15 protein-coding genes and 1 pseudogene are annotated in these 20,033 nt (G+C 72.7%); 8 read left to right on the top strand and 8 right to left on the bottom strand.

Features of this window, described 5'->3' with window-relative positions; all coding sequences use genetic code 11:
- Nucleotides 1-88 (bottom strand): annotated as a pseudogene (locus ACZ5NH_RS31295) (IS5/IS1182 family transposase); the annotation flags it as partial.
- Between the two features lie 101 nt (nucleotides 89-189).
- On the opposite strand from ACZ5NH_RS31295, the gene ACZ5NH_RS31300 reads away from it, so the two are divergent.
- The 7 genes from ACZ5NH_RS31300 to ACZ5NH_RS31330 all read left to right on the top strand — a co-directional run bounded on the left by ACZ5NH_RS31300 (nucleotide 190) and on the right by ACZ5NH_RS31330 (nucleotide 10,766).
- Nucleotides 190-1,197, top strand: a complete 1,008-nt coding sequence (locus ACZ5NH_RS31300; RefSeq protein WP_468779964.1) for an LLM class flavin-dependent oxidoreductase — start codon at nucleotides 190-192, stop codon at nucleotides 1,195-1,197.
- 95 nt (nucleotides 1,198-1,292) lie between these two features.
- Nucleotides 1,293-1,481 (top strand): antitoxin, encoded by a 189-nt coding sequence (locus ACZ5NH_RS31305; RefSeq protein ID WP_388633372.1) that lies wholly within the window; start codon nucleotides 1,293-1,295, stop codon nucleotides 1,479-1,481.
- Nucleotides 1,482-1,513: 32 nt separating this feature from the next.
- The gene (locus tag ACZ5NH_RS31310) at nucleotides 1,514-3,844 is read left to right on the top strand and encodes an ATP-binding cassette domain-containing protein (protein WP_468779966.1); all 2,331 of its coding nucleotides are present in this window, start codon (nucleotides 1,514-1,516) and stop codon (nucleotides 3,842-3,844) included.
- Between the two features lie 96 nt (nucleotides 3,845-3,940).
- Nucleotides 3,941-4,333 (top strand): CU044_2847 family protein, encoded by a 393-nt coding sequence (locus ACZ5NH_RS31315; RefSeq protein WP_468779968.1) that lies wholly within the window; start codon nucleotides 3,941-3,943, stop codon nucleotides 4,331-4,333.
- Nucleotides 4,334-4,336: 3 nt separating this feature from the next.
- On the top strand, nucleotides 4,337-6,481 hold the full coding sequence (locus tag ACZ5NH_RS31320) for a VMAP-C domain-containing protein (protein ID WP_468779970.1): 2,145 nt from the start codon (nucleotides 4,337-4,339) through the stop codon (nucleotides 6,479-6,481).
- Nucleotides 6,478-7,428 carry an AAA family ATPase gene (locus tag ACZ5NH_RS31325; protein WP_388633361.1) on the top strand — a complete coding sequence of 317 codons (951 nt, stop codon included), beginning with the start codon at nucleotides 6,478-6,480 and terminating at the stop codon, nucleotides 7,426-7,428. The genes ACZ5NH_RS31320 and ACZ5NH_RS31325 overlap by 4 nt, the downstream gene beginning before the upstream one ends.
- Entirely contained in the window at nucleotides 7,425-10,766 is a 3,342-nt protein-coding gene (locus tag ACZ5NH_RS31330; RefSeq protein ID WP_468779972.1) for an SAV_2336 N-terminal domain-related protein, read from the top strand. The genes ACZ5NH_RS31325 and ACZ5NH_RS31330 overlap by 4 nt, the downstream gene beginning before the upstream one ends.
- A 4-nt stretch (nucleotides 10,767-10,770) precedes the next feature.
- On the opposite strand, the gene ACZ5NH_RS31335 is transcribed toward ACZ5NH_RS31330, so the two are convergent.
- The 5 genes from ACZ5NH_RS31335 to ACZ5NH_RS31355 form a co-directional block, all read right to left on the bottom strand.
- Nucleotides 10,771-11,616 (bottom strand): lysophospholipid acyltransferase family protein, encoded by an 846-nt coding sequence (locus ACZ5NH_RS31335; protein ID WP_468779974.1) that lies wholly within the window; start codon nucleotides 11,614-11,616, stop codon nucleotides 10,771-10,773.
- Complete coding sequence (locus ACZ5NH_RS31340; protein ID WP_468779976.1) at nucleotides 11,616-12,386, bottom strand: GNAT family N-acetyltransferase; 771 nt, start codon at nucleotides 12,384-12,386, stop codon at nucleotides 11,616-11,618. The genes ACZ5NH_RS31335 and ACZ5NH_RS31340 overlap by 1 nt, the downstream gene beginning before the upstream one ends.
- A 236-nt stretch (nucleotides 12,387-12,622) precedes the next feature.
- Nucleotides 12,623-13,372: a succinate dehydrogenase/fumarate reductase iron-sulfur subunit gene (locus tag ACZ5NH_RS31345; protein WP_468779978.1), complete on the bottom strand. Its 750-nt coding sequence runs from the start codon at nucleotides 13,370-13,372 to the stop codon at nucleotides 12,623-12,625.
- Complete coding sequence (locus tag ACZ5NH_RS31350; RefSeq protein WP_468779980.1) at nucleotides 13,369-15,318, bottom strand: fumarate reductase/succinate dehydrogenase flavoprotein subunit; 1,950 nt, start codon at nucleotides 15,316-15,318, stop codon at nucleotides 13,369-13,371. Before ACZ5NH_RS31350 ends, ACZ5NH_RS31345 begins: the two co-directional genes overlap by 4 nt.
- A gap of 1 nt (nucleotide 15,319) precedes the next feature.
- Nucleotides 15,320-15,991, bottom strand: a complete 672-nt coding sequence (locus ACZ5NH_RS31355; RefSeq protein ID WP_468780146.1) for a succinate dehydrogenase — start codon at nucleotides 15,989-15,991, stop codon at nucleotides 15,320-15,322.
- 119 nt (nucleotides 15,992-16,110) lie between these two features.
- Here ACZ5NH_RS31355 and ACZ5NH_RS31360 point away from each other — a divergent pair, with 119 nt between their 5' ends.
- The gene (locus ACZ5NH_RS31360; protein ID WP_451556398.1) at nucleotides 16,111-16,995 is read left to right on the top strand and encodes a LysR family transcriptional regulator; all 885 of its coding nucleotides are present in this window, start codon (nucleotides 16,111-16,113) and stop codon (nucleotides 16,993-16,995) included.
- A gap of 41 nt (nucleotides 16,996-17,036) precedes the next feature.
- Here the strand turns inward: ACZ5NH_RS31360 and ACZ5NH_RS31365 are convergent, their stop codons facing one another.
- Nucleotides 17,037-19,181, bottom strand: coding sequence for a putative bifunctional diguanylate cyclase/phosphodiesterase (locus ACZ5NH_RS31365; protein WP_468779982.1), 2,145 nt, complete (start codon nucleotides 19,179-19,181; stop codon nucleotides 17,037-17,039).
- Complete coding sequence (locus tag ACZ5NH_RS31370; protein WP_468779984.1) at nucleotides 19,178-19,990, bottom strand: SAM-dependent methyltransferase; 813 nt, start codon at nucleotides 19,988-19,990, stop codon at nucleotides 19,178-19,180. Before ACZ5NH_RS31370 ends, ACZ5NH_RS31365 begins: the two co-directional genes overlap by 4 nt.
- Between the last annotated feature and the right edge of the window lie 43 nt (nucleotides 19,991-20,033).

A 20,033-nucleotide genomic window follows, 5' to 3' on the forward strand; every position in this document is an offset into this window, starting at 1 on the left:
GGCCGCCGCCCTGCGGCCGCGATGGAGCGGGTGGGACCACCCGCTGGAACAGCTCCCACAACCCGTCCGGCACCATGCGTTCGACCATCACCACATGGTGCAGATTACCCAACACTCCAAATGAGACGGCGTCTTAGCCAGGCGCCGACGGGCCAGGAATTCCCGGCTCCTGGGGGCGTTGAACCCTGTGTGAGCAGCACAGTGATCGCCCGGACCCGGTTCTCCGTCCTCGACCGTTCGCGCACCCGCGAGGGACACCCGCCCGCCGAGGCGCTGCGGGACACCGTCGCACTGGCGCGGGAGGCGGAGCGGCTCGGCTATCACCGCTTCTGGGTGTCCGAGCACCATGGTGTGCCCGGGGTCGCCGGTTCCGCGCCGACCGTGCTGGCCGCCGCGGTCGCCTCGGCCACCCGCGCCATCCGGGTCGGCACCGGCGGGGTGATGCTGCCCAACCACCAACCGCTCGTCGTCGCCGAGCAGTTCGGCGTGCTGGAGTCCCTGTTCCCCGGCCGGATCGACATGGGGCTCGGGCGTTCCGTCGGCTTCACCGACGGCGTGCGCAAGGCCCTCGGCCGGGACAAGGAGGTGGCCGGGGACTTCGCGGCACAGCTCGGCGAACTGCTGGGCTGGTTCGAGGGCGGCTCGCCGACCGGGGTGCGGGCGCGCCCCGCCGAAGGACTGCGGGTGCCGCCGTTCGTGCTGGCCATGGGCGAGGGCGCGCGGATCGCGGCCCGCGCCGGACTGCCGATGGTGATCGGCGATCTGCGCGGCCGGGATAGGATGCTGCGCGGCATCGACCAGTACCGCTCCCTGTTCCGCCCCTCCCCCTGGGCGGCCGAGCCGTACGTCGTGATCTCCGGGACGGTCGCGGTCGCCGGCACCGAGGCGGAGGCGCGGCGGCTGCTGGTCCCGGAGGCCTGGTCGATGGCGTACTCGCGCACCCACGGCATCTTCCCGCCGCTCGCCCCGGCCGAGGAGATCGAGGCCCGCCCGATGACCGCGAAGGAGCGCGGCTTCTACGAGGGCGGTCTCGCCGGGCACATCGCCGGCACCGAGGACCACGTCGCGCACGAGCTGGAGACGGTGCTGAAGGAGACGGGCGCCGACGAGGTGCTGGTCACCACCAGCGGCTACGACCGTACGGCCCTGCTGGACTCCTACCGGCGGCTCGCCGCGCTGTTCACCCCGGGCAGCTGAATCCGGGCCGCTCAGGGCCCCACGACCCCGAGATGCGGACCCGGCCGGCGCCGGTGACCCTGGGAGGGAAGCCTCAAGCGACCAGGAGGGCTGCCATGTCCATGATGGACAAGATCAAGCAGATGCTCAAGGGCCACGAGGACCAGGCCAGGACGGGCGTCGACAAGGCCGGCGACATGATCGACCAGAGGACCCAGGACAAGTACAGGTCCCAGGTCGACGCCGCGCAGAAGCGGGCGGACGAGTACATCGACCAGAACCGCCGCGACAACCCTCCGCAGTAGCGGCGCACGGGCGTGGATAGGGTTGTGCCTCTATGCACAGCCCACATGACCAGTACGTCCGCGTCCGCGGCGCCCGCGAGCACAATCTCAAGGGCGTCGACGTCGACATCCCGCGCGACGTCCTGGCCGTGTTCACCGGCGTGTCCGGATCGGGGAAGTCGTCGCTGGCGTTCGGCACGATCTACGCCGAGGCGCAGCGGCGGTACTTCGAGTCGGTCGCGCCGTATGCGCGCAGGCTGATCCACCAGGTCGGGGCGCCCAAGGTCGGTGAGATCACCGGGCTGCCGCCCGCGGTCTCGCTGCAGCAGCGCCGCGCGGCCCCCACCTCGCGCTCCTCGGTGGGCACGGTCACCACTCTCGCCAACTCCCTGCGCATGCTGTTCTCCCGGGCCGGGGCGTATCCGCCCGGCGCGGAACGGCTCGATTCGGACGCGTTCTCGCCGAACACGGCGGCCGGGGCCTGCCCGGAGTGCCATGGTCTGGGCCAAGTGCACGACACCACCGAGGAGTTGCTGGTCCCGGATCCCTCGCTGTCCATCCGCGAGGGCGCCATCGCCGCCTGGCCCGGCGCCTGGCAGGGCAAGAATCTGCGCGACATCCTCGACGCCCTCGGCCACGACGTGGACCGGCCCTGGCGCGAGCTGCCCGCGCAGGCGCGGGAGTGGATCCTGTTCACGGACGAGCAGCCCGTCGTCACCGTCCACCCGGTCCGGGACGCCGACCGCATCCAACGGCCGTACCAGGGAACGTACATGAGTGCCCGCCGGTATGTGCTGAAGACCTTCTCGGACACCAGGTCGGCGTCGCTGCGGGCGAAGGCGGAACGGTTCCTGACCAGCGCGCCCTGCCCGGTGTGCGGGGGCAGCCGGCTACGGCCGGAGGCGCTGGCCGTGACCTTCGGCGGCCGGACGATCGCCGAACTGGCCGCGCTGCCGCTGACCGATCTGGCGACCCTGCTGGACGGCCGTACCGAGACCGCCCGGGTCCTCACCGAGGACCTGAAGTCCCGGATCGCACCGGTGGTCGAACTGGGCCTCGGCTACCTCAGCCTCGACCGGTCCACCCCCACCCTGTCGGCGGGCGAGCTCCAACGGCTCCGGCTCGCCACCCAGTTGCGCTCCGGGCTGTTCGGCGTGGTCTACGTCCTGGACGAGCCGTCCGCCGGACTGCACCCGGCGGACACCGAGGCGTTGCTGACCGTGCTGGACCGGCTGAAGGCCGCGGGCAACTCGGTGTTCGTGGTGGAGCATCACCTGGAGGTGGTGCGCGGCGCCGACTGGCTGGTGGACGTGGGCCCCGGCGCGGGCGAGCACGGCGGACGCGTGCTGTACAGCGGGCCGCCGGCCGAGCTGGCGTGTGTGGCGGAGTCGGCGACGGCCGTGTTCCTCTTCGACGAGTCACCCGGCCCGGCGCGTGAGGTCCGCTCCCCGCGCGGCTGGTTGACGGTGGGTCCGGTGACCCGGCACAACCTGCGCGCGGTGACGGCCGAGTTCCCGCTCGGTGCGTTCACCGCCGTCACCGGGGTCTCCGGTTCCGGAAAGTCCACGCTCATCGGCGAGTTGACGGATGACCTTCACGGCGTGGACCGGCTGGTCCGGGTCGACCAGAAGCCGATCGGGCGCACCCCGCGCTCCAACCTGGCCACCTACACCGGCCTGTTCGACGTCGTACGCAAGGTGTTCGCCGGCACCGAGGAGGCGCGGGCGCGCGGGTACGGCGTCGGCCGGTTCTCCTTCAACGTGTCCGGTGGGCGCTGCGAGACCTGCCAGGGCGAAGGGTTCGTCAGCGTCGAGCTGCTGTTCCTGCCGAGCACCTACGCGCCCTGCCCGGACTGCGGCGGCGCCCGCTACAACCCCGAGACCCTCGAAGTGACCTACCGGGAACGGAACATCGCCGAGGTGCTCGATCTGACGGTGGAGGCCGCGGCGGAGTTCTTCGCCGACATCCCGGCCGCCGCCCGCAGCCTCGGCACGCTGCTCGACGTGGGCCTCGGCTATCTGCGTCTCGGGCAGCCGGCGACCGAACTGTCCGGCGGGGAGGCACAGCGGATCAAGCTGGCGAGCGAGCTGCAGCGCGGCCGGCGCGGCCACACCCTCTACCTGCTGGACGAGCCCACCACCGGACTGCACCCGGCCGATGTGGAGGTGCTGATGGACCGGCTGCACGGGCTGGTCGACGCCGGGCACACGGTCGTGGTGGTCGAGCACGACATGACGGTGGTCGCGGGCGCCGACTGGGTCATCGACCTGGGCCCCGGCGGCGGCGACCGGGGCGGCCGGATCGTGGCGTCGGGCCCTCCGGAGCGGGTGGCACGGGCGGCGGGCAGCGCCACGGCACCGTACCTGGCGCGGGTCATGCCCTGAGTTCCGTCCTCACCGACCCGTGCCCAATGCATCGATGTGGTAACCGAGTTGGACCATCGGGTCGGCCCCTGCCCGCTCCTTGACGATAATGTGACGGTGTCCACTTCACCGGAACTCGAACTCGACGACGGCACGCCGGTCCGCTTCTTCCTCGCCCCCGCGGCGGGCGCACCCCCTGTCACACGGGACGACGACCTCCCCGCGGGCCTGGGCACAGTGGTGCCGGTCGGGGCGGGCGGCCGGGCCGTCGCGAACCTCGCGGCCGGCGCGCTGCGCGGCGCGCTGCGTCCGCTCGGTCCGCTGCTGCAGGAGGTCCACGACGCCGCCACGGCGGTGCCCGAGCCGCCGACCGAGCTGAGCGTGACCTTCGGCGTGCAGGTGGGCCAGGACCTCAAGTTCGGGATCGTCGGCGCCGCCGGACAGGCCCATCTCACCGTCACCGCCAGCTGGAAGCCCGCCCCTGACGCCGGCACGAACCCCGCGGAGTGACGCGTGGGCTGGTTCCACACCGCGGAGGCCGGTGGCCGCGACCCGTCCCGGTACGTCGTGACGGTGCGGCGGACCGAGGACGGCAGGACGGCGGGCGCGGGGCTGGTCCTCGGCCATGACACCGTGCTGACCTGCGCGCATGTCGTGAATGCCGCGCTGGGCCGGGACATGTTCCACACCCGGGCACCGATGGACGTGGACGTACCCGTGGAAGTGAGCAGGTCCGCCGTCGACTCGCAGCGCCACCTCGCCCGGGTCGCCCACTGGATCCCGCCCCGTGCCCCGGACGGCGGGCCGGTGCGGCCGGGGGCCCGCGAGTGGCTCGGCGACCTCGCCGTACTCCGCGTCGACGTCCCGGCCCCGGGTCTGCCCGACGGCCCCGGCCAGGCCGCCCTGTCGGTCGGTCAGAAGCTCCGCGCCTGGCACGGCAGCGGTGCCGATGCCACCGTGGCCCGGCTCACCGTCGCCGCCGTGCACGGTCCGCACGGCTATGTCGATGGCGCGTCCACCGGCATGGCGGTCGACGTCGGTTACAGCGGCGGCCCCCTGTGGTGTCAGGAGGAGGACGCCGTGGTCGGCCTCGTCGCGGGGCACTTCCTGCCGCTCGACGCCGCCGGGCATCCGCTCCCGCTCGACTTCCAGAACGTCATCCGGCGCAGCTGGGTCATCCCCTGGCAGGCCGTCGAGGCCGAACTGCGGCCCCTCGGTGTGCTGGACGCATGCCGCCCCGTGCCGCCCGACACCGACGAGCACGCCTTCGGGCTCCTGCTGCAGGCGATCGAGGACGCCCTTCCCTCTCCCACCGGGCGGGGCGACCGGGCCCGCCGGCTCGCCCAGCTGTGCGGAGTGGAGCACGGCAGCGATGTCCGGCCGCCGTCCGCCGAGGACTTCGCCGCGTTCCTGCTGACGCATCCGCGGGCGCTCGCGGCACTGACCGGGCTGTTGCGCCGGGAGGACCCGAGGTCCACCGACCGGCTGCTGGCCGCGGGCGCCCTGTCCCGCACTCCCCGGCTGCTGTCCCCGTCCGAGTACGCGGACCTGCGCGGGCATCTGCGTGCCCTCGACCCCGCCGTGAGCGCGCGGTTCCCCGAGGCGGTCCGCGCCGCGTTACCGCATCTGGCGGCCCAGCCGGGCGGCGACAGCGTGGACGCGCTCGTCGACCGCCTGGAGACCCTCCCCGGCGACGGCCACGCGAGCGACGGTGAGCGCCGGGTGCCCGCGCTGCTACGGGTGGTGGAGTACGTCGCCGCCCTCGCGCCCGACACCCCGCGGGCCCGGCTCCGGATGTGGTCGGACCGGGTGGCCGGCCGGCTCGGCATCGGGCGCTCGGCACTGGGCGAGCGGCGCTACGACGCCCAGGAATGGGCGCGTTCCGTGCGCGGACGGGCGGCCAGAGTGCGCGTCCTGGTCCAGGTGACCAAGGCCGGGCGGAGCCGGCACCGGCTGCGGATCTGGTGCGACGAGGGCGCCGGGCCCCGGCAGGTGTCCACCGAGAGCGTGCGGACGTACACCGCCTCCGAGGCGGCCCGAGAGGTGCTGCGGGTCCTGGACTCGCTCACGCCCCCGCCCGAGGACGAGCGTCCGCCGCTGGTGGAGGTGCTCGTGGACCGCGGCGGCCTGAACCTGCCCGTCGACGAGTGGGCGGCCCAGGGCCGTGCCGAGCTGGTGCCCGGGGTGCTCGGGGTGGAGTACCCGCTGGTCGTGCACTGCCCCGAACTGCTGCGCCGCAACGGGCGGTTCGTCTCCCGCTGGCGCAGCAGATGGAGCCGCCTGGACTCCGGCAAGGCGCTCGTCGTCTCGGACCCCGCCGACCGGGACACGCTCTACTCGCAGCTCGTCAACCAACTCGACACGGTACGCGTCTCCGTGGACGTACCGCCCGGTCCTCCCCGGGACCGCATCGTGCAGACCTGCCTGGCGCTGGGCATACCTGTGGTGATGTGGGACCGCGGCGAGGACGGGCCCTCGCACAGTGTCCGGCACATGGCGCGGGTCGCCACCCGGGAGCTGCCCGACGGTGTCCACAGCTACCGGGCGGGCGCCTGGGCCAATCCGCCCGAGTTCCCCGGCCGTCCGGTCCTCGCCTGGGCCGACGCCGACCGCACCGTCCCCCGCCTGCACCTGTCCCAACCCCAGGAGGGCCCATGACATCCGCCGCCGACGCCGCATGGCGACTGTTCCGAGGCGACGGCGTGCCCCGCGAGGTCACCCTGCCCGACGCACCGCCGTGGCGGCGCTTCGCCCCGGTGCGCGCGCCGCGCCCGAAGCTGCCGTACGTGATCGACCCGCGGCACGCCGACATCGTCAACGCGGCGCTGCATCTGCGTCGTCCGCTACTGGTGACCGGTCCCGCGGGCACCGGCAAGTCGTCGCTCGCCCGTGCCGTCGCGCTGGAACTGCGCCTCGGCGATCTGCTGCGCTGGTCCGTCACCAGCCGCTCCACCGTGCCGGACGCCCTCTACGTCTACGACGCCATCGGCCGGCTGCGGGAGACCACGCTCAGCCGGGACCGCGGCGACCGCGAGCCGTCCATCGGGCAGTTCATCCGCCTCGGGCCGCTCGGCACCGCGCTGGTGGCCTCGGCCGGCCCGCGCTGTCTGCTCATCGACGAGATGGACAAGGGCGACGTCGACCTCCCCAACGATCTGCTCACCGTGTTCGAGGAGGGCTACTTCGAGATCAAGGAGCTGGTCCGGCTGCCGGAGGACAGCGCCGACGTGGAGGTGCAGACCTCGGACCACCGGGGCACGGTCCGGGTGCACCAGGGCCTCGTCCAGTGCGCCGAGTTCCCCGTCGTGATCATCACCAGCAACGGTGAACGGGACTTCCCGCCCGCGTTCCTGCGCCGCTGCCTCAGGCTGGAACTGCCGGTGCCCGACGAGGAGCGGCTGCGCACCATCGTCGCCGCGCATCTGGGCGAGGAGGCGCTGCGGGAGGCGGACGACCTCATCGACGCCTTCCTGCGCCGCCGCGCCCTCGGTGAACTCGCCACCGACCAGCTGCTGAACGCCGTGTTCCTGCGCACCGGGGGCGTCGACCTGGACGCGGAGGGCCTGCTGGACGCCGTACTGCACCAGCTCACCGGGGCGATGTGACCGTGGCGGGCGGGGGCGGGCGACTGGCCGAGGCACTGCGGGTACTGGCGTCCTGCGGTCACGACCTGGACGCGGACCAGGTCCTCGACGTGCTCTGGCTCGCCCGCCGCCTGCCCACCGACACCGAGGCACCGCTCCGGCGCGAACCCCCGCCGGTGCCCAGCCGCCCCGCGCCCGGCCCCGCGCCGGATCCAGGCCCGGCCGCCGCGCAGGCCCCCACGCCGGACCCCGACGACCCGGACCTGCCCGACCTCACCACCCCCGCCCTGTACGGGGCGGCCCGGCGCGGTCCGGCGCCCGAGGTGCGGCTCGCCCCGTCCGCGCCCGAGCCGCGCCGGGCGATGCCGGTGCGGGTGCCCGAGGACAAGGCCCTCGCCGACGAGCTGGCCCTGGGCCGGGCGCTTCGGCCGTTGCGCCGCCGCCGCGACAGCCGTTACCGCACGGAGATCGACGAGGAGCGCACCGCCGCCCAGCTGGCCGAGACGGGGCTGCCCGACGTGGTGGAACGGCCGGTGCGCGAGCGCTGGCTGAATCTGGCGCTGCTCGTGGACGACGGTCTGTCGATGCTGCTGTGGCATCGGCTCGGCGCCGAACTGCGCACCCTGCTGGAGCGGTTGGGCGCCTTCGCCACCACCCGTGTCCTCGGCCTCGACACCCGTGCCGCCCGCGAACCCCGCCTGCACACGCGGCCGTTCCGGCCCGAGAGCGGTGCGTTGCCGCTCAGCACGGTCAACGACCCCTCGGGCCGCACCCTGGTCCTCGTCGTCAGCGACGGCATGGGCGCCGCCTGGCGCTCCGGTGCCCTGCACGGGCTGCTGGCCCGCTGGGCGTCCCGCGGACCGACCGCGGTCCTGCAGACACTGCCGCCGGACATGTGGGAGGCCTCCGGCATCGCCGCCGAGCGCTGGCAGGCCACCACTCGCAGGATCGGTGGCGCCAACGCCGCCTGGGAGGTGAGCGATCCGGTGCTGCCGCCGGAGCTGTCCGCCTTCGACGGGGTGCCCGTGCCCGTCCTGGAGCCGACCCCCGAGTCGCTGCGGGACTGGGCCCGGCTGCTCGCCTCCCCCGGCACCACCGTGGAGCTGCCCCTGCTGGCCCACCCCGACCCGTACGGCAGTGTGGCCGACGCCCGGGACCTGACCAGCGCCCAGCACTTCCGGGACGCGGCCACCCCCGAGGCCTACCGGCTGGCGGCCCATCTCGCCGCGGTCTCCCCGCTGTCGGTGCCGGTGATGAGGCTGGTGCAGTCGGCGGTGCCCTGGCCGGCCACGACCTCGCATCTGGCGGAGGTGTTCCTGGGCGGTCTGGTCCGGCCGCACCCGGCCCCGGTGCCCGGACCGCTGCCCGCCAAGCACCGGGTGTTCGACTTCGCCGAGGAGTCGAAGTCGGTGCTCCTGGACTCCGTCCCGCAGGCCGAACTCCTGCGCACCAGCCGCCGGATCGGCCGCCATCTGGAGGAACTCGCGGGCAACTCGCCCGACTTCCCGGCCTGGCTGGCCCATCCGGACGGCTCCGCCCATCTGCCGGGCTCCCACCAGCCGTTCACCAGCGTCGAACGCCGGCTGCTCGCCCGCTTCGGGGTGTCGTTCGAGCGGGTACCCGGCCTGCCCTCCCGCGAGCCGGAGCGCACGCCCGCGGGAGCCGACGGCTGGGCTCCACTGACCGACGCGGACCCGGTCCGGCTCGGTCCCTACACCCTGCGATACCGGCGCCGCGGCCGCCGTACGATTCTGTACCGGGGCACCGACGCACACGGCACCGAGGCGGTGCTGCGCACCCCGCGGCCCGATCTCCCGGCGGCCAACGCCCAGTTGATCGCCATGGAGGCGGAGGCACTGTCCCGGCTGCAGGGCCAGTACGCGCCCGCGCTGCTAGCCACCGGTCTGGAGGACTCACCGCCCTGGCTCGCGATGGCGCCGGTCGGCGACCAGGACGCCGGAAACGCCGCGCCGCCGCGCCTGTCCGAGGTGTTCGCGGGAGCCCTGGCGGACGGCACCGCCCCGTTCGACCTCGTGCGCGGCCTGCTGGTCTCCTGGCATCTGGCCAACGCGCTCGCCCTGTGTCACGCCGGCGGGCTGGTGCCCGCCGACTTCGGAACGGACAGCGTGTACGTGCTGCGCCGCACCGTGGCGCTCGCCGATCTGTCCGACTACGCCGTCGACGACCGGTATCTGGGGTCCGGCCCGGCGCCGACCGTCGCGGACAGCATGCGTGCGCTGGGCGCGCTGCTGCAGCTGATCAGCAGCAAGGCGGGCGTCGAGGTGCCGAGTCTGCCGGAGGGCATGCACCTGTGGCAGGGGGACGGCTGGGAGCAGCTGCGGCGCCTGGTGCTGCGCTGCCTCGACGACGACCCGGCTGTCCGCCCCACCGCCGGCGAGGTCGCCGACGCCCTGGCCCGGTACATAGCCCTGGCCCGGCTGCGGACCGGCGACGACTCGCTGTCCCCCGTCATGCCGGCAGGCAGCAGGCTGTCGGCGCCAGTACCGCTGAGCCCGCCCCCGACGCCACCGCAGGCCGGACGGCAGCTGCCGCTGTCCCGCTTCAAGGCGGCCCGCGGGCACATCCGAGAACGCCTCGCGCTGCTGCGCGAGCCGCTGCTGTTCAGCAGGCGGCTGACGCTGGTCGGCGCCCACCACCACAGCGGCCGGGCCACCGCGACGATGGCACTGGGCTCGGTGCTGGCCGCCGTGCGGCCGGAACCCGTCCTCGCCGTCGACGGGGCCCCCACCGAGGGAGCGCTCGACGCCTTCCTGCCCCACGAGCGCAACCAAGCGGTGCCCCGGGACCTGGCCGACCTCTCGCGCGGCCCGTCGTACGAGCAGGTCCGCGCCCACACCACGCGCCTTCCCTCGGGCCTGGAGGTGCTCGCGCACCGCCCGGGGCACTACGGGCCCAACTCCACGCACGCCCACCAGTACATGCGTGTTCTGGCCCACACGACGCCGTACTACTCGTTCGTGCTGACCGACTGGGCGCCGGTGCGCGTGGACGCGACGCTGGAGGTGATCCTCGACCACACGGACCGGCTGATCGTGTGCTGCGGCACCACCGATTCCTTCCGCGACGACGCGGCGCGCCTCCTCGGCAGGATCCGGGACGCCGGACGCCCCGAACTGGCGGACGAGGCGCTCGTCGTGGCCTCCCGGACGGACGGTTCCTACCGCCGGACCCTGCCCGACACCTTCGTCCGGCAGCTGACCGTCCCGCCCGCCCAGGTGCTGCTCGTGCCCTTCGACAGCGCGCTGCAGTCGCCGCGCTGGGAGCTGAAGGATCTGCGCGCGGGCACGGTGGAGGCATATCTGCGGCTGGCGGAGCTGGCCGTACGCCCCCTGCTGTGAACGGCTACCCCGTCCCGACGGGCGCGGCGTGCGCGGGCCGGCCCGCGACCAGGGCCGCATGGGTCCAGGCCGGCTCGTGAGCGACCGGCTGGGCCGCCCGGGCGAGGGCGCGGCGGTCGGGGTGGGCGCCGGGCCGGATCACCGGCCGTACCTCCACCTCCGCGATCAGGCCCCGGGTGCGGGCCACCCGCCACAGGGAGGCGAGCAGGGTGTCCTCGCCGACGAACGCCGCCGCCGTGCTCGGGCCGCCGCCGGTCTCCTGCCGGTAGCGCAGGCCGACCGGCTGCACGGGTACGCCGGCGTCGAGCGCGGCCTGGAAGACGGCCCGATGGAAGCGGCCGTGGACCCGCCCGCACCAGGTGCTGCCCTCGGGGAACGCGGCGACGGCCGCGCCCTCGCGCAGCGCCTCGGCGATCCGGGCGACCGTCTCGGGCAGGGCGCGGATCCGGTCCCGCTCGATGAACAGCGCCCCGCCGCGGGCGGCCAGCGCGCCCGCGACCGGCCACTGCCGGATCTCGGTCTTGGCGAGCATCCGGGCGGGGCGTACGGCGGTCAGCAGCGGGATGTCCAGCCACGAGACGTGGTTGGCCACCAGCAGCAGCCCGCCGGCCGGTGCGGCGCCGCCGGTGAAGCGGACCCGTACCCCCATGGCCCGCACGATCGCCCGGCACCACCGCCTGACCCACTCGGCGGGGATCCTCCCGCCGAGCGGGGACAGCACGATCCCGGCCAGCACCAGGACCACGACCGCGGTCAGCCGCAGCACGGCCCGGGGTACGGCCGCGGCGGCCCGGGCCGGCTCCACACAGGCGCCCGGGCTGCAGGGCGCGCTGGGCAGCCAGACGCTCATCAGGCCGGCACGAGGGAGAGGAAGTGCCGCAGATAGCGCGCGTTCACCCGGCGCATCGACAGCAGCACGTACATGTCGGCGACCCCGAAGTCCGGGTCGTGCGCGGGCTCGCCGCACACCCAGGCGCCGAGGCGCAGATAGCCGCGCAGCAGGGCGGGCAGCTCGCTGCGCCCGGCCGGGGCCTCGGTGTTCGGGATCCAGGGCAGCAGCGGTCGTACCCGGAACTCCTCGGGTGCCAGGTGCTTGGCGCGCACCCGCTCCCAGGTGGCCGTCGCGAGGGTGCCGCCGTCGGCGAGCGGCACCGAGCAGCAGCCCGCCAGCCACTCGTGCCCGCGGTCGACCATGTAGCGGGCTATCCCGGCCCAGATCAGGCCGATGACCGCGCCGTCGCGGTGGTCGGGGTGCACACAGGAGCGGCCGACCTCGACCAGTCCGGGCCGGATCGCGTCCAGCGCGCCCAGCTCGAACTCGCCCTCCGAGTAGAGCCGGCCGGCGACCGAGGCCCGCTCCGGCGGCAGCAGCCGGTAGGTGCCGACGACCTGCCCGGTGCCGGTGTCGCGCACGAGCAGGTGGTCGCAGTAGGCGTCGAAGGCGTCGACGTCCAGTCCCGGCTGCGGCGTGGCCAGCAGGGCCCCCATCTCACCGGCGAAGACGTCGTGCCGCAGCCGCTGCGCGGCCCGCACGTCGTCCTCGTCACGGGCGAGGGTGACGGTGTAGCGGGTCGGTGCCTCGGGCTGCGGGGGGCGGTCGAGGGTGGAAACGCCGGTCATGGCTCTCTCCTGGTCACGGGCCGGTTCGGCGACGGCGGCGAGCGGGGGCGTACGGCCCGCCGCTCCAGTTCTTCCGACGCCGGTTGGCGTGCGCGTGACCTGTGCCCGGAGAGGGGATGTGGGAATGCTGAACGCCGGGATACCGGCGATCACCGAACACGAGACGGGGCCGGTGAGCACCATCGCCGGCCCCGCCCGTTCGTCTGTGCGACGAACGTCTTCCGCTCAGTGGGACGCTACCGCTTTCCCGCCTTCCGGGTGGCCCGCAGCCACTCCTTGTTCATGTTCGTGATGGACACGAGCGGGATCCCCTTCGGACAGGCCGTGGCGCACTCCCCCGTCAGCGTGCACCCGCCGAAGCCCTCCGCGTCCATCTGCGCCACCATGTCCAGCACCCGGGTCTCCCGCTCGGGCGCGCCCTGCGGCAGCACGTTCAGATGGTTGACCTTGGCGGAGGTGAACAGCATCGCCGCGCCATTGGGACACGCGGCCACGCACGCCCCGCAGCCGATGCACTCCGCGTGCTCGAACGCGAAGTCGGCGTCGGCCTTGGGCACCGGCGTGGCGTGCGCCTCCGGAGCGGCGCCGGTCGGCGCGGTGATGTAGCCGCCGGCCTGGATGATCCGGTCGAACGCGGACCGGTCCACCACCAGGTCCTTGATCACGGGGAAGGCCGCCGCCCGCCACGGCTCGATGTCGATCGTGTCGCCGTCCTTGAAGGACCGCATGTGCAGCTGGCAGGTGGTGGTGCGCTCCGGCCCGTGCGCATCGCCGTTGATCACGAGCGAGCACGCGCCGCAGATGCCCTCGCGGCAGTCGTGGTCGAAGGCGACCGGCTCTTCACCGGACAGGATGAGCTGTTCGTTGAGGACGTCCAGCATCTCCAGGAAGGACATGTCGGAGGAGATGCCGTCCACCTCGTACGTGGACATGGCGCCTTGTGCGTCGGCGTTCTTCTGGCGCCAGACGCGCAGGGTGAGCTTCATGCGTAGCTCCGCTGGGTGGGGTGGACGTACTCGAAGACCAGGTCTTCCTTGTGCAGGACGGGTGCCGCACCGGTGCCGGTGAACTCCCAGGCCGCCGCGTAACCGAACTCGTCGTCCTTGCGGGCGGCCTCGCCTTCGGGGGTCTGCGACTCCTCGCGGAAGTGGCCGCCGCACGACTCGGCGCGGTGCAGCGCGTCGAGGCACATCAGCTCGGCCAGCTCCAGGTAGTCGACGATCCGGTTGGCCTTCTCCAGCGACTGGTTGAACTCCTCGCCGGTGCCGGGAACCTTGATGCGCCGCCAGAACTCCTCGCGGATCTGCGGGATGCGCTCCAGGGCCTTGCGCAGTCCGGAGTCGGTGCGGGCCATGCCGCAGAACTCCCACATGAGTTCGCCGACTTCGCGGTGGAAGGAGTCGGGAGTGCGGTCGCCGTCGACGGACAGCAGCAGGTTCAGCCGGTCCTCCGTCTCGGTCAACGCCTCCTGGACCGCAGGGTGTTCGGCCGTCACCGTCTCCTGATGCGGGTTGCGGGCCAGGTAGTCGTTGATGGTGGCCGGCAGCACGAAGTAGCCGTCGGCCAGGCCCTGCATCAGCGCGGAGGCGCCGAGCCGGTTGGCGCCGTGGTCGGAGAAGTTGGCCTCACCGATCGCGAACAGGCCCGGGATCGTCGTCTGCAGGTCGTAGTCGACCCACAGGCCGCCCATCGTGTAGTGCACCGCCGGGTAGATCCGCATCGGCACCTCGTACGGATCCTCGTCGGTGATCCGCTGGTACATGTCGAAGAGGTTGCCGTACCTGGCCTCGACCGCCTTGCGGCCCATCCGCTGGATGGCGTCGGCGAAGTCCAGGTACACGCCCTGTCCGCCGGGGCCGACTCCCCTGCCCTCGTCGCAGACGTTCTTCGCGGCGCGGGAGGCGATGTCACGCGGGACCAGGTTGCCGAAGGACGGGTAGATGCGCTCCAGGTAGTAGTCGCGCTCGTCCTCCGGGATCCGGTTCGGCGGGCGGGTGTCGCCCTTGGCCCTGGGCACCCAGATCCGGCCGTCGTTGCGCAGCGACTCGCTCATCAGCGTCAGCTTGGACTGGTGGTCGCCGGTGCGCGGGATGCAGGTGGGGTGGATCTGTGTGAAGCAGGGGTTGGCGAAGTAGGCGCCGCGCCGGTGCGCCCGCCAGATGGCGGTCGCGTTGGAGTTCATGGCGTTGGTCGACAGGTAGAAGACGTTTCCGTATCCGCCGCTGGCCAGTACGACGGCGTCGGCGAAGTACGTGTCGATCTTCCCGGTGATCAGATCCCGCGCCACGATGCCGCGGGCCCGCCCGTCCACGACGATGAGGTCCAGCATCTCGGTGCGCGGGTGCATCTCCACGTTGCCCGCGGCGATCTGCCTGCTCAGGGCCTGGTACGCGCCCAGCAGCAACTGCTGGCCCGTCTGGCCGCGGGCGTAGAAGGTGCGGGAGACCTGGACGCCGCCGAAGGAGCGGGTGTCGAGCAGGCCGCCGTACTCGCGGGCGAAGGGCACGCCCTGGGCCACGCACTGGTCGATGATCTCGACCGAGATCTGCGCGAGACGGTGGACATTGGACTCACGGGCGCGGAAGTCGCCGCCCTTGACGGTGTCGTAGAACAGCCGGTGGATCGAGTCGCCGTCGTTGCGGTAGTTCTTCGCCGCGTTGATGCCTCCCTGCGCGGCGATGGAGTGGGCTCGGCGCGGGGAGTCCTGGTAGCAGAACTGCACGACGTGGTAGCCCTGTTCGGCCAGCGTCGCGCCCGCGGAGCCGCCGGCGAGGCCGGTGCCGACCACGATGATGGTGTGCTTGCGCCGGTTGGCGGGGTTGACCAGCTTGGCCTCGAAGCGGCGCTTGTCCCAGCGCTCGTGGATGGGGCCGGACGGCGCCTTGGAGTCGGTGACCGGCTCGCCCGTCGCGTAGTTCACGTATTCGGTCATGTCAGCTCACCACTCCGGTCATGACGCCCACGGGTACGGCGATGAAACCGGCCGTGAGCACCAGCGCGAGGACGTTGGCTACGGTCTTCAGGGCGCGGTCGCGGGCGCGGCTGCCGACGCCGAGGGTCTGCGCGGCGCTCCAGAAGCCGTGCCGGATGTGCAGGCCGAGCGCGAGCATCGCGACGATGTAGATGATGTTTCCGTACCAGGTGGAGAAGGTGTCCACCACGTTCTGGTACGGGTGGCCCTCCTGGAAGCCGCCGGAGTGCACGGTGCCGGTGGTCAGGTCCAGGATGTGCCAGACGATGAACAGGCCGAGGATGATGCCGCCCCAGCGCATGGTGCGGGTGGCGTAGCTCGCCCGGGGCTTGGTATGCACGTACTTGCTGGGCCGCGCCCTGATGTCGCGGCGGCTGAGCTGGTACGCGGACGTGGCGTGGGCGACCACGGCGACGACGAGGACGGTCCGGATGAGCCAGAGCGTCCACTCGTAGTGCATGAAGGGTTCGCCGATGGTGCGCAGCCAGTGGGCGTAGTGGTTGAACTCGCCGGCCCCGAAGTAGATCTTCAGGTTCCCGATCATGTGCGCGACCAGGTACAGCAGCATGACCAGGCCGCTGACGGCCATCACTGTCTTCTTGCCGACGGAGGAGTCCCACATCGTGCGCGCCATGGACGGCCGTCGGTCCGTCCGCGTTGCCAGAGCCATGACCAGCACGCTAGGGGCGTATGACCCGATCGGTCCAAGACATGGTCCAGCTCGTTTCCATAGGGCGAAGCTATCCTTGCAGGATGCAGTTCCAGCAGCTCCAGTACTTCGTCGCCGTCGCCGAGACCCGGCACTTCACCCGCGCCGCCGAGCTGGTGCATGTCGCCCAGCCCTCTCTCTCGCAGCAGATCAAGGCGCTGGAGCGGGAGCTGGGCGCGGATCTGTTCCTGCGTGCCCGGGGCAACATCACGCTCACCGACGCCGGTGAGGCGCTGCTGCCGCTGGCCCGGCGGATCCTGGCGGACGCGGACACCGCCCGGTACGAGGTGCAGGAGCTGGTGCAGCTGCGCCGGGGCCGGGTACGGCTGGGGGCGACGCCTAGTCTGTGCACCGGTCTGCTGCCGGATGTGCTGCGCGCCTTCCACGACCGCTATCCCGGCATCCAGCTCTTGATCGAGGAGGGCGGCTCGCACGATCTGGTGCGGGAGCTGGCGCGTGGCGCGCTCGATCTCGCGCTGGTCGTCCTGCCGCTGCCGACGCCCGCGCCCGCGCTGTCGACGGTGGAGCTGCTGCGGGAGGAGTTGGTGGTGGTGTCCTCACCCGAGGCGCCGGCCCCCGGGCAAGGCGGGCGCGTCGTGCACATCGCCGATCTGGAGGGCGAGCGGCTGGTGATGTTCCGGCACGGGTACGACCTGCGGGAGCTGACCGTGGCGGCGTGTCGCTCCGCCGGGTTCGAGCCGGAGTTCGCGGTCGAAGGCGGTGAGATGGACGCGGTGTTGGGGTTCGTCCGGGCGGGGCTGGGGATCGCCGTGGTGCCGTGGATGGTTGCCACGCGCTCCGGTCAGGGGCTCAGGGTGACCCCGCTGGCCCGGCCCGGGCTGCAGCGGGCCATTGCACTGGCTCACCGCAGTGACGTGGCACCGCCGCGGGCTGCGCGGGAGCTGCAGCGGATGTTGCTCGAGCGGTGACGGTGTCTGTGGGGGGCTGCGCCCCCCCCACACCCCCCACATCAGCCCGTTGCGTCCACCAAGGCCAGGTCGTGGAGTCTCTCCGGTGGGCCCGGGCGCGCGTAGTACCAGCCCTGGGCCGTGTCGCAGCCCAGTATCCGGAGCTGTTCCGCCTGGGCGCCGGTTTCCACTCCCTCGACGGTGACCGCCAGGTCGAGGCTGTGGGCCAGGGAGACGATGCCCTCGACGATCTTCAGGTCGACCGGGTCGGCGGGGAACCGCTGCATGCCCTGGGTGAAGGAGCGGTCCAGCTTGAGGATGCGTACCGGGAGGCGGCGCAGGTTGGCGAGGTTGGAGTAGCCGGTGCCGAAGTCGTCCAGGGCGATGTCGACGCCCATCTCGGCGAGCCGGTGCAGGGGTTTGAGCAGGTCGTCGTCGGCGCCGATGAGGGCGGACTCGGTGACCTCCAGGCACAGGGCGTCCGGCGCGACACCCGCGCGTTCGAGGATGTCGACCGTGTCCTGGACCAGGCCTGGATGACTGAGCTGGCACGGCGACAGGTTGACGTTGATGCGCAGGGGACCCGCGGCCGTCTCCTCGCCGTGCCGTTCCCGCCAGGCGCGCGCCTGGCGGATGGACTCCTCCAGGACCCAGCGGCCCAGCGGGACGATCAGACCGGTGTGCTCGGCGAGCGGGATGAAGCGGTCGGGGCCGAGGACTCCGTGCTGGGGGTGCAGCCAGCGGACGAGGGCCTCGGCACCGCGCACGCTGCCGTCGCCGAGGTGGACCAGCGGCTGGTACTCGATGAAGAACTCGCCGCGTTCCAGGGCCGTGGGCAGGGCCGTTGTCAGGCCGTGGCGGGTGATCGCGCGGGCGTCGGCCTCCGGGTCCGCGAGTTCGGAGCGGTTGCCGCCCGCGGACTTGGCCCGGTACATGGTGATGTCCGCGCTGCGCAGGACCTCCGCCGCCGTGCGCTCGCCCGCCGGGCCCTCGACGATGCCGAGGCTGCCGCGCACCAGCAGGTCACGGCCGTCGATGCTGACGGGGGTGACGAGGGCGTTCATGATGCGTTCGGCGAGTTCGTCGACCTTGCGCTCGGTGCCCGGGCCGGTGGTCAGGGCCACGAACTCGTCGCCGCCGAGCCGGGCGACCATCTCCCCGGGCGCGGTCGCACAGGACTGCAGCCGGTCGGCGACCTCCACCAGCAGCCGGTCGCCGGCCGCGTGCCCGAGGCTGTCGTTGACGGTCTTGAAGCCGTCCAGATCGAGGTAGCACAGGCCGAAGCGCTGGCCTTCGGCCGCGTTGAGGGCCTTCTCCAGGCGCTCGAAGAACAGGCTGCGGTTGGGCAGGCCGGTGAGCGCGTCGTGGGTGGCCTCGTAGCGCAGCCGGAGGTTGAGCAGCCGGCGCTCGGTGGTGTCCTCCATGAGGGCCAGCTGGTACTGCGGATCGCCGTCGGCGTCGCGCAGCAGGGAGACCGTCAGGTTGGTCCACAGCACCGTGCCGTCGGGGCGGTTGAAGGCCTTTTCGAGGTGGTAGTGCTCGCGCTCGCCGCGGACGAGTTCGTCGTAGAGCTTCCAGGTCTGCGGCGCGTCCTCGGGGTGCACCCAGTCCTGGACGCGGCGGCCGCGCAGGGCCTGGTCGGACTGCCCGAACATGCGCAGCAGCGCCTCGTTGACCTGCAGGACGTTGCCGTCGAGGTCGGCGATCCCGATCCCTATGGCCGCGCCCTCGAAGACCGCGCGGAAGCGGGCCTCGCTGGCGTGCAGCGCCTGCGCGACCACGCCCTGGGCCCTGAGCGCGGCCTGCGCGATGGACTCCTGCTCGGCGAGGGTGCGTTCGCGCAGCGCGGCGGCGAATCCGGCGGCCATCGCGTGCTGCAACCGCGAGCAGCGCAGCCGTGGTTCGTCCTGGGGGCCGTCCTCGGCGCAGTACAGCACCAGATAGGCGTCCACGCAGTCCAGGGTCCGGGTGAGCGCCTCGGGGTCGGTGCAGTGCGCGCCGACCAGGGCGGCGCCGACCGCCTTCGCGCCGTCCGCGTCGAAGCCGCGCGCCCGGAGCAGCTCGCTCAACCGGCGGGCGAGCGGAAGCAGTTGTTTCTCGAATTCGGCCCGGGTCAGCGACGTGGAGGTCACCGCGTAGACCGCCCGGCTCCAGATCGTCGTGAACCGGCGCAGTCTGTCCTCCGGCCCGTCCGGCTCGGCGCTCACGCCGTACGCCCCACGCCGGCGAATCCGGAGAAGGCGAACGGATCCTCGTCCTCCGGCGCCGACTCCGGCCGCCAGTGCGGCATCGGCACCAGTCCCGGTTCCACCATGTCGTACCCCTCGAAGAACCGCGCGATCTCGTCGCGCGAGCGCATGATGAGCGGATTGCGAATGTCCTTGTATACGTCCACCGCGCCCCCGGCCCGCTCGGCGGGCAGCGGGATTCCCTCGTACGAGGCATGCGTGAGGATCAGCAGGCTGCCGGGCGCGAGCGCGTCGCGCAGCTCGGCAACCGCACCGTAGGGGTCGTCCGCGTCTTCCACGAAGTGCAGTATGGCAACGAGGAGGAGGGCGACTGGCCGGTTCCGCTCGATCAGCCGCTCCACCTGGGGGCTGGAGAGGATCTCCTGCGGCTTGCGCAGGTCCGCCGCGACCACGTCCGCGTCGTCGTTTCCGGCCAGCACCGCCTGGCTGTGCGCGACGGCGACCGGGTCGTGGTCGACGTAGACCACGCGGGCGCCCGGTGCGGCCGCCTGGGCCACCTCGTGGACGTTGCCGAAGGTCGGGATGCCGGAGCCGATGTCGAGGAACTGGGTGATGCCCTCCCCGGCCGCGAACCGCACGGCACGGCGCATGAACGCCCGGTTGGCCTGCATGATCTTCGGCAGGCCCGGCATGAACTCCATCGCCTTGCGGGCCGCTTCCCGGTCCACCTCGAAGTTGTGCGAGCCGCCCAGGTAGAAGTCGTAGATCCGCGAGACGCTCGGCACCGTGATGTCGATGCTCCGTGGGGCCCAGGCGGGGCGCTCCATGTATCTCTCCAAGGGTAGGGGACAGGGACAGGCGATCCAGTGT

This window comes from Streptomyces sp. NPDC031426 (assembly GCF_055581585.1).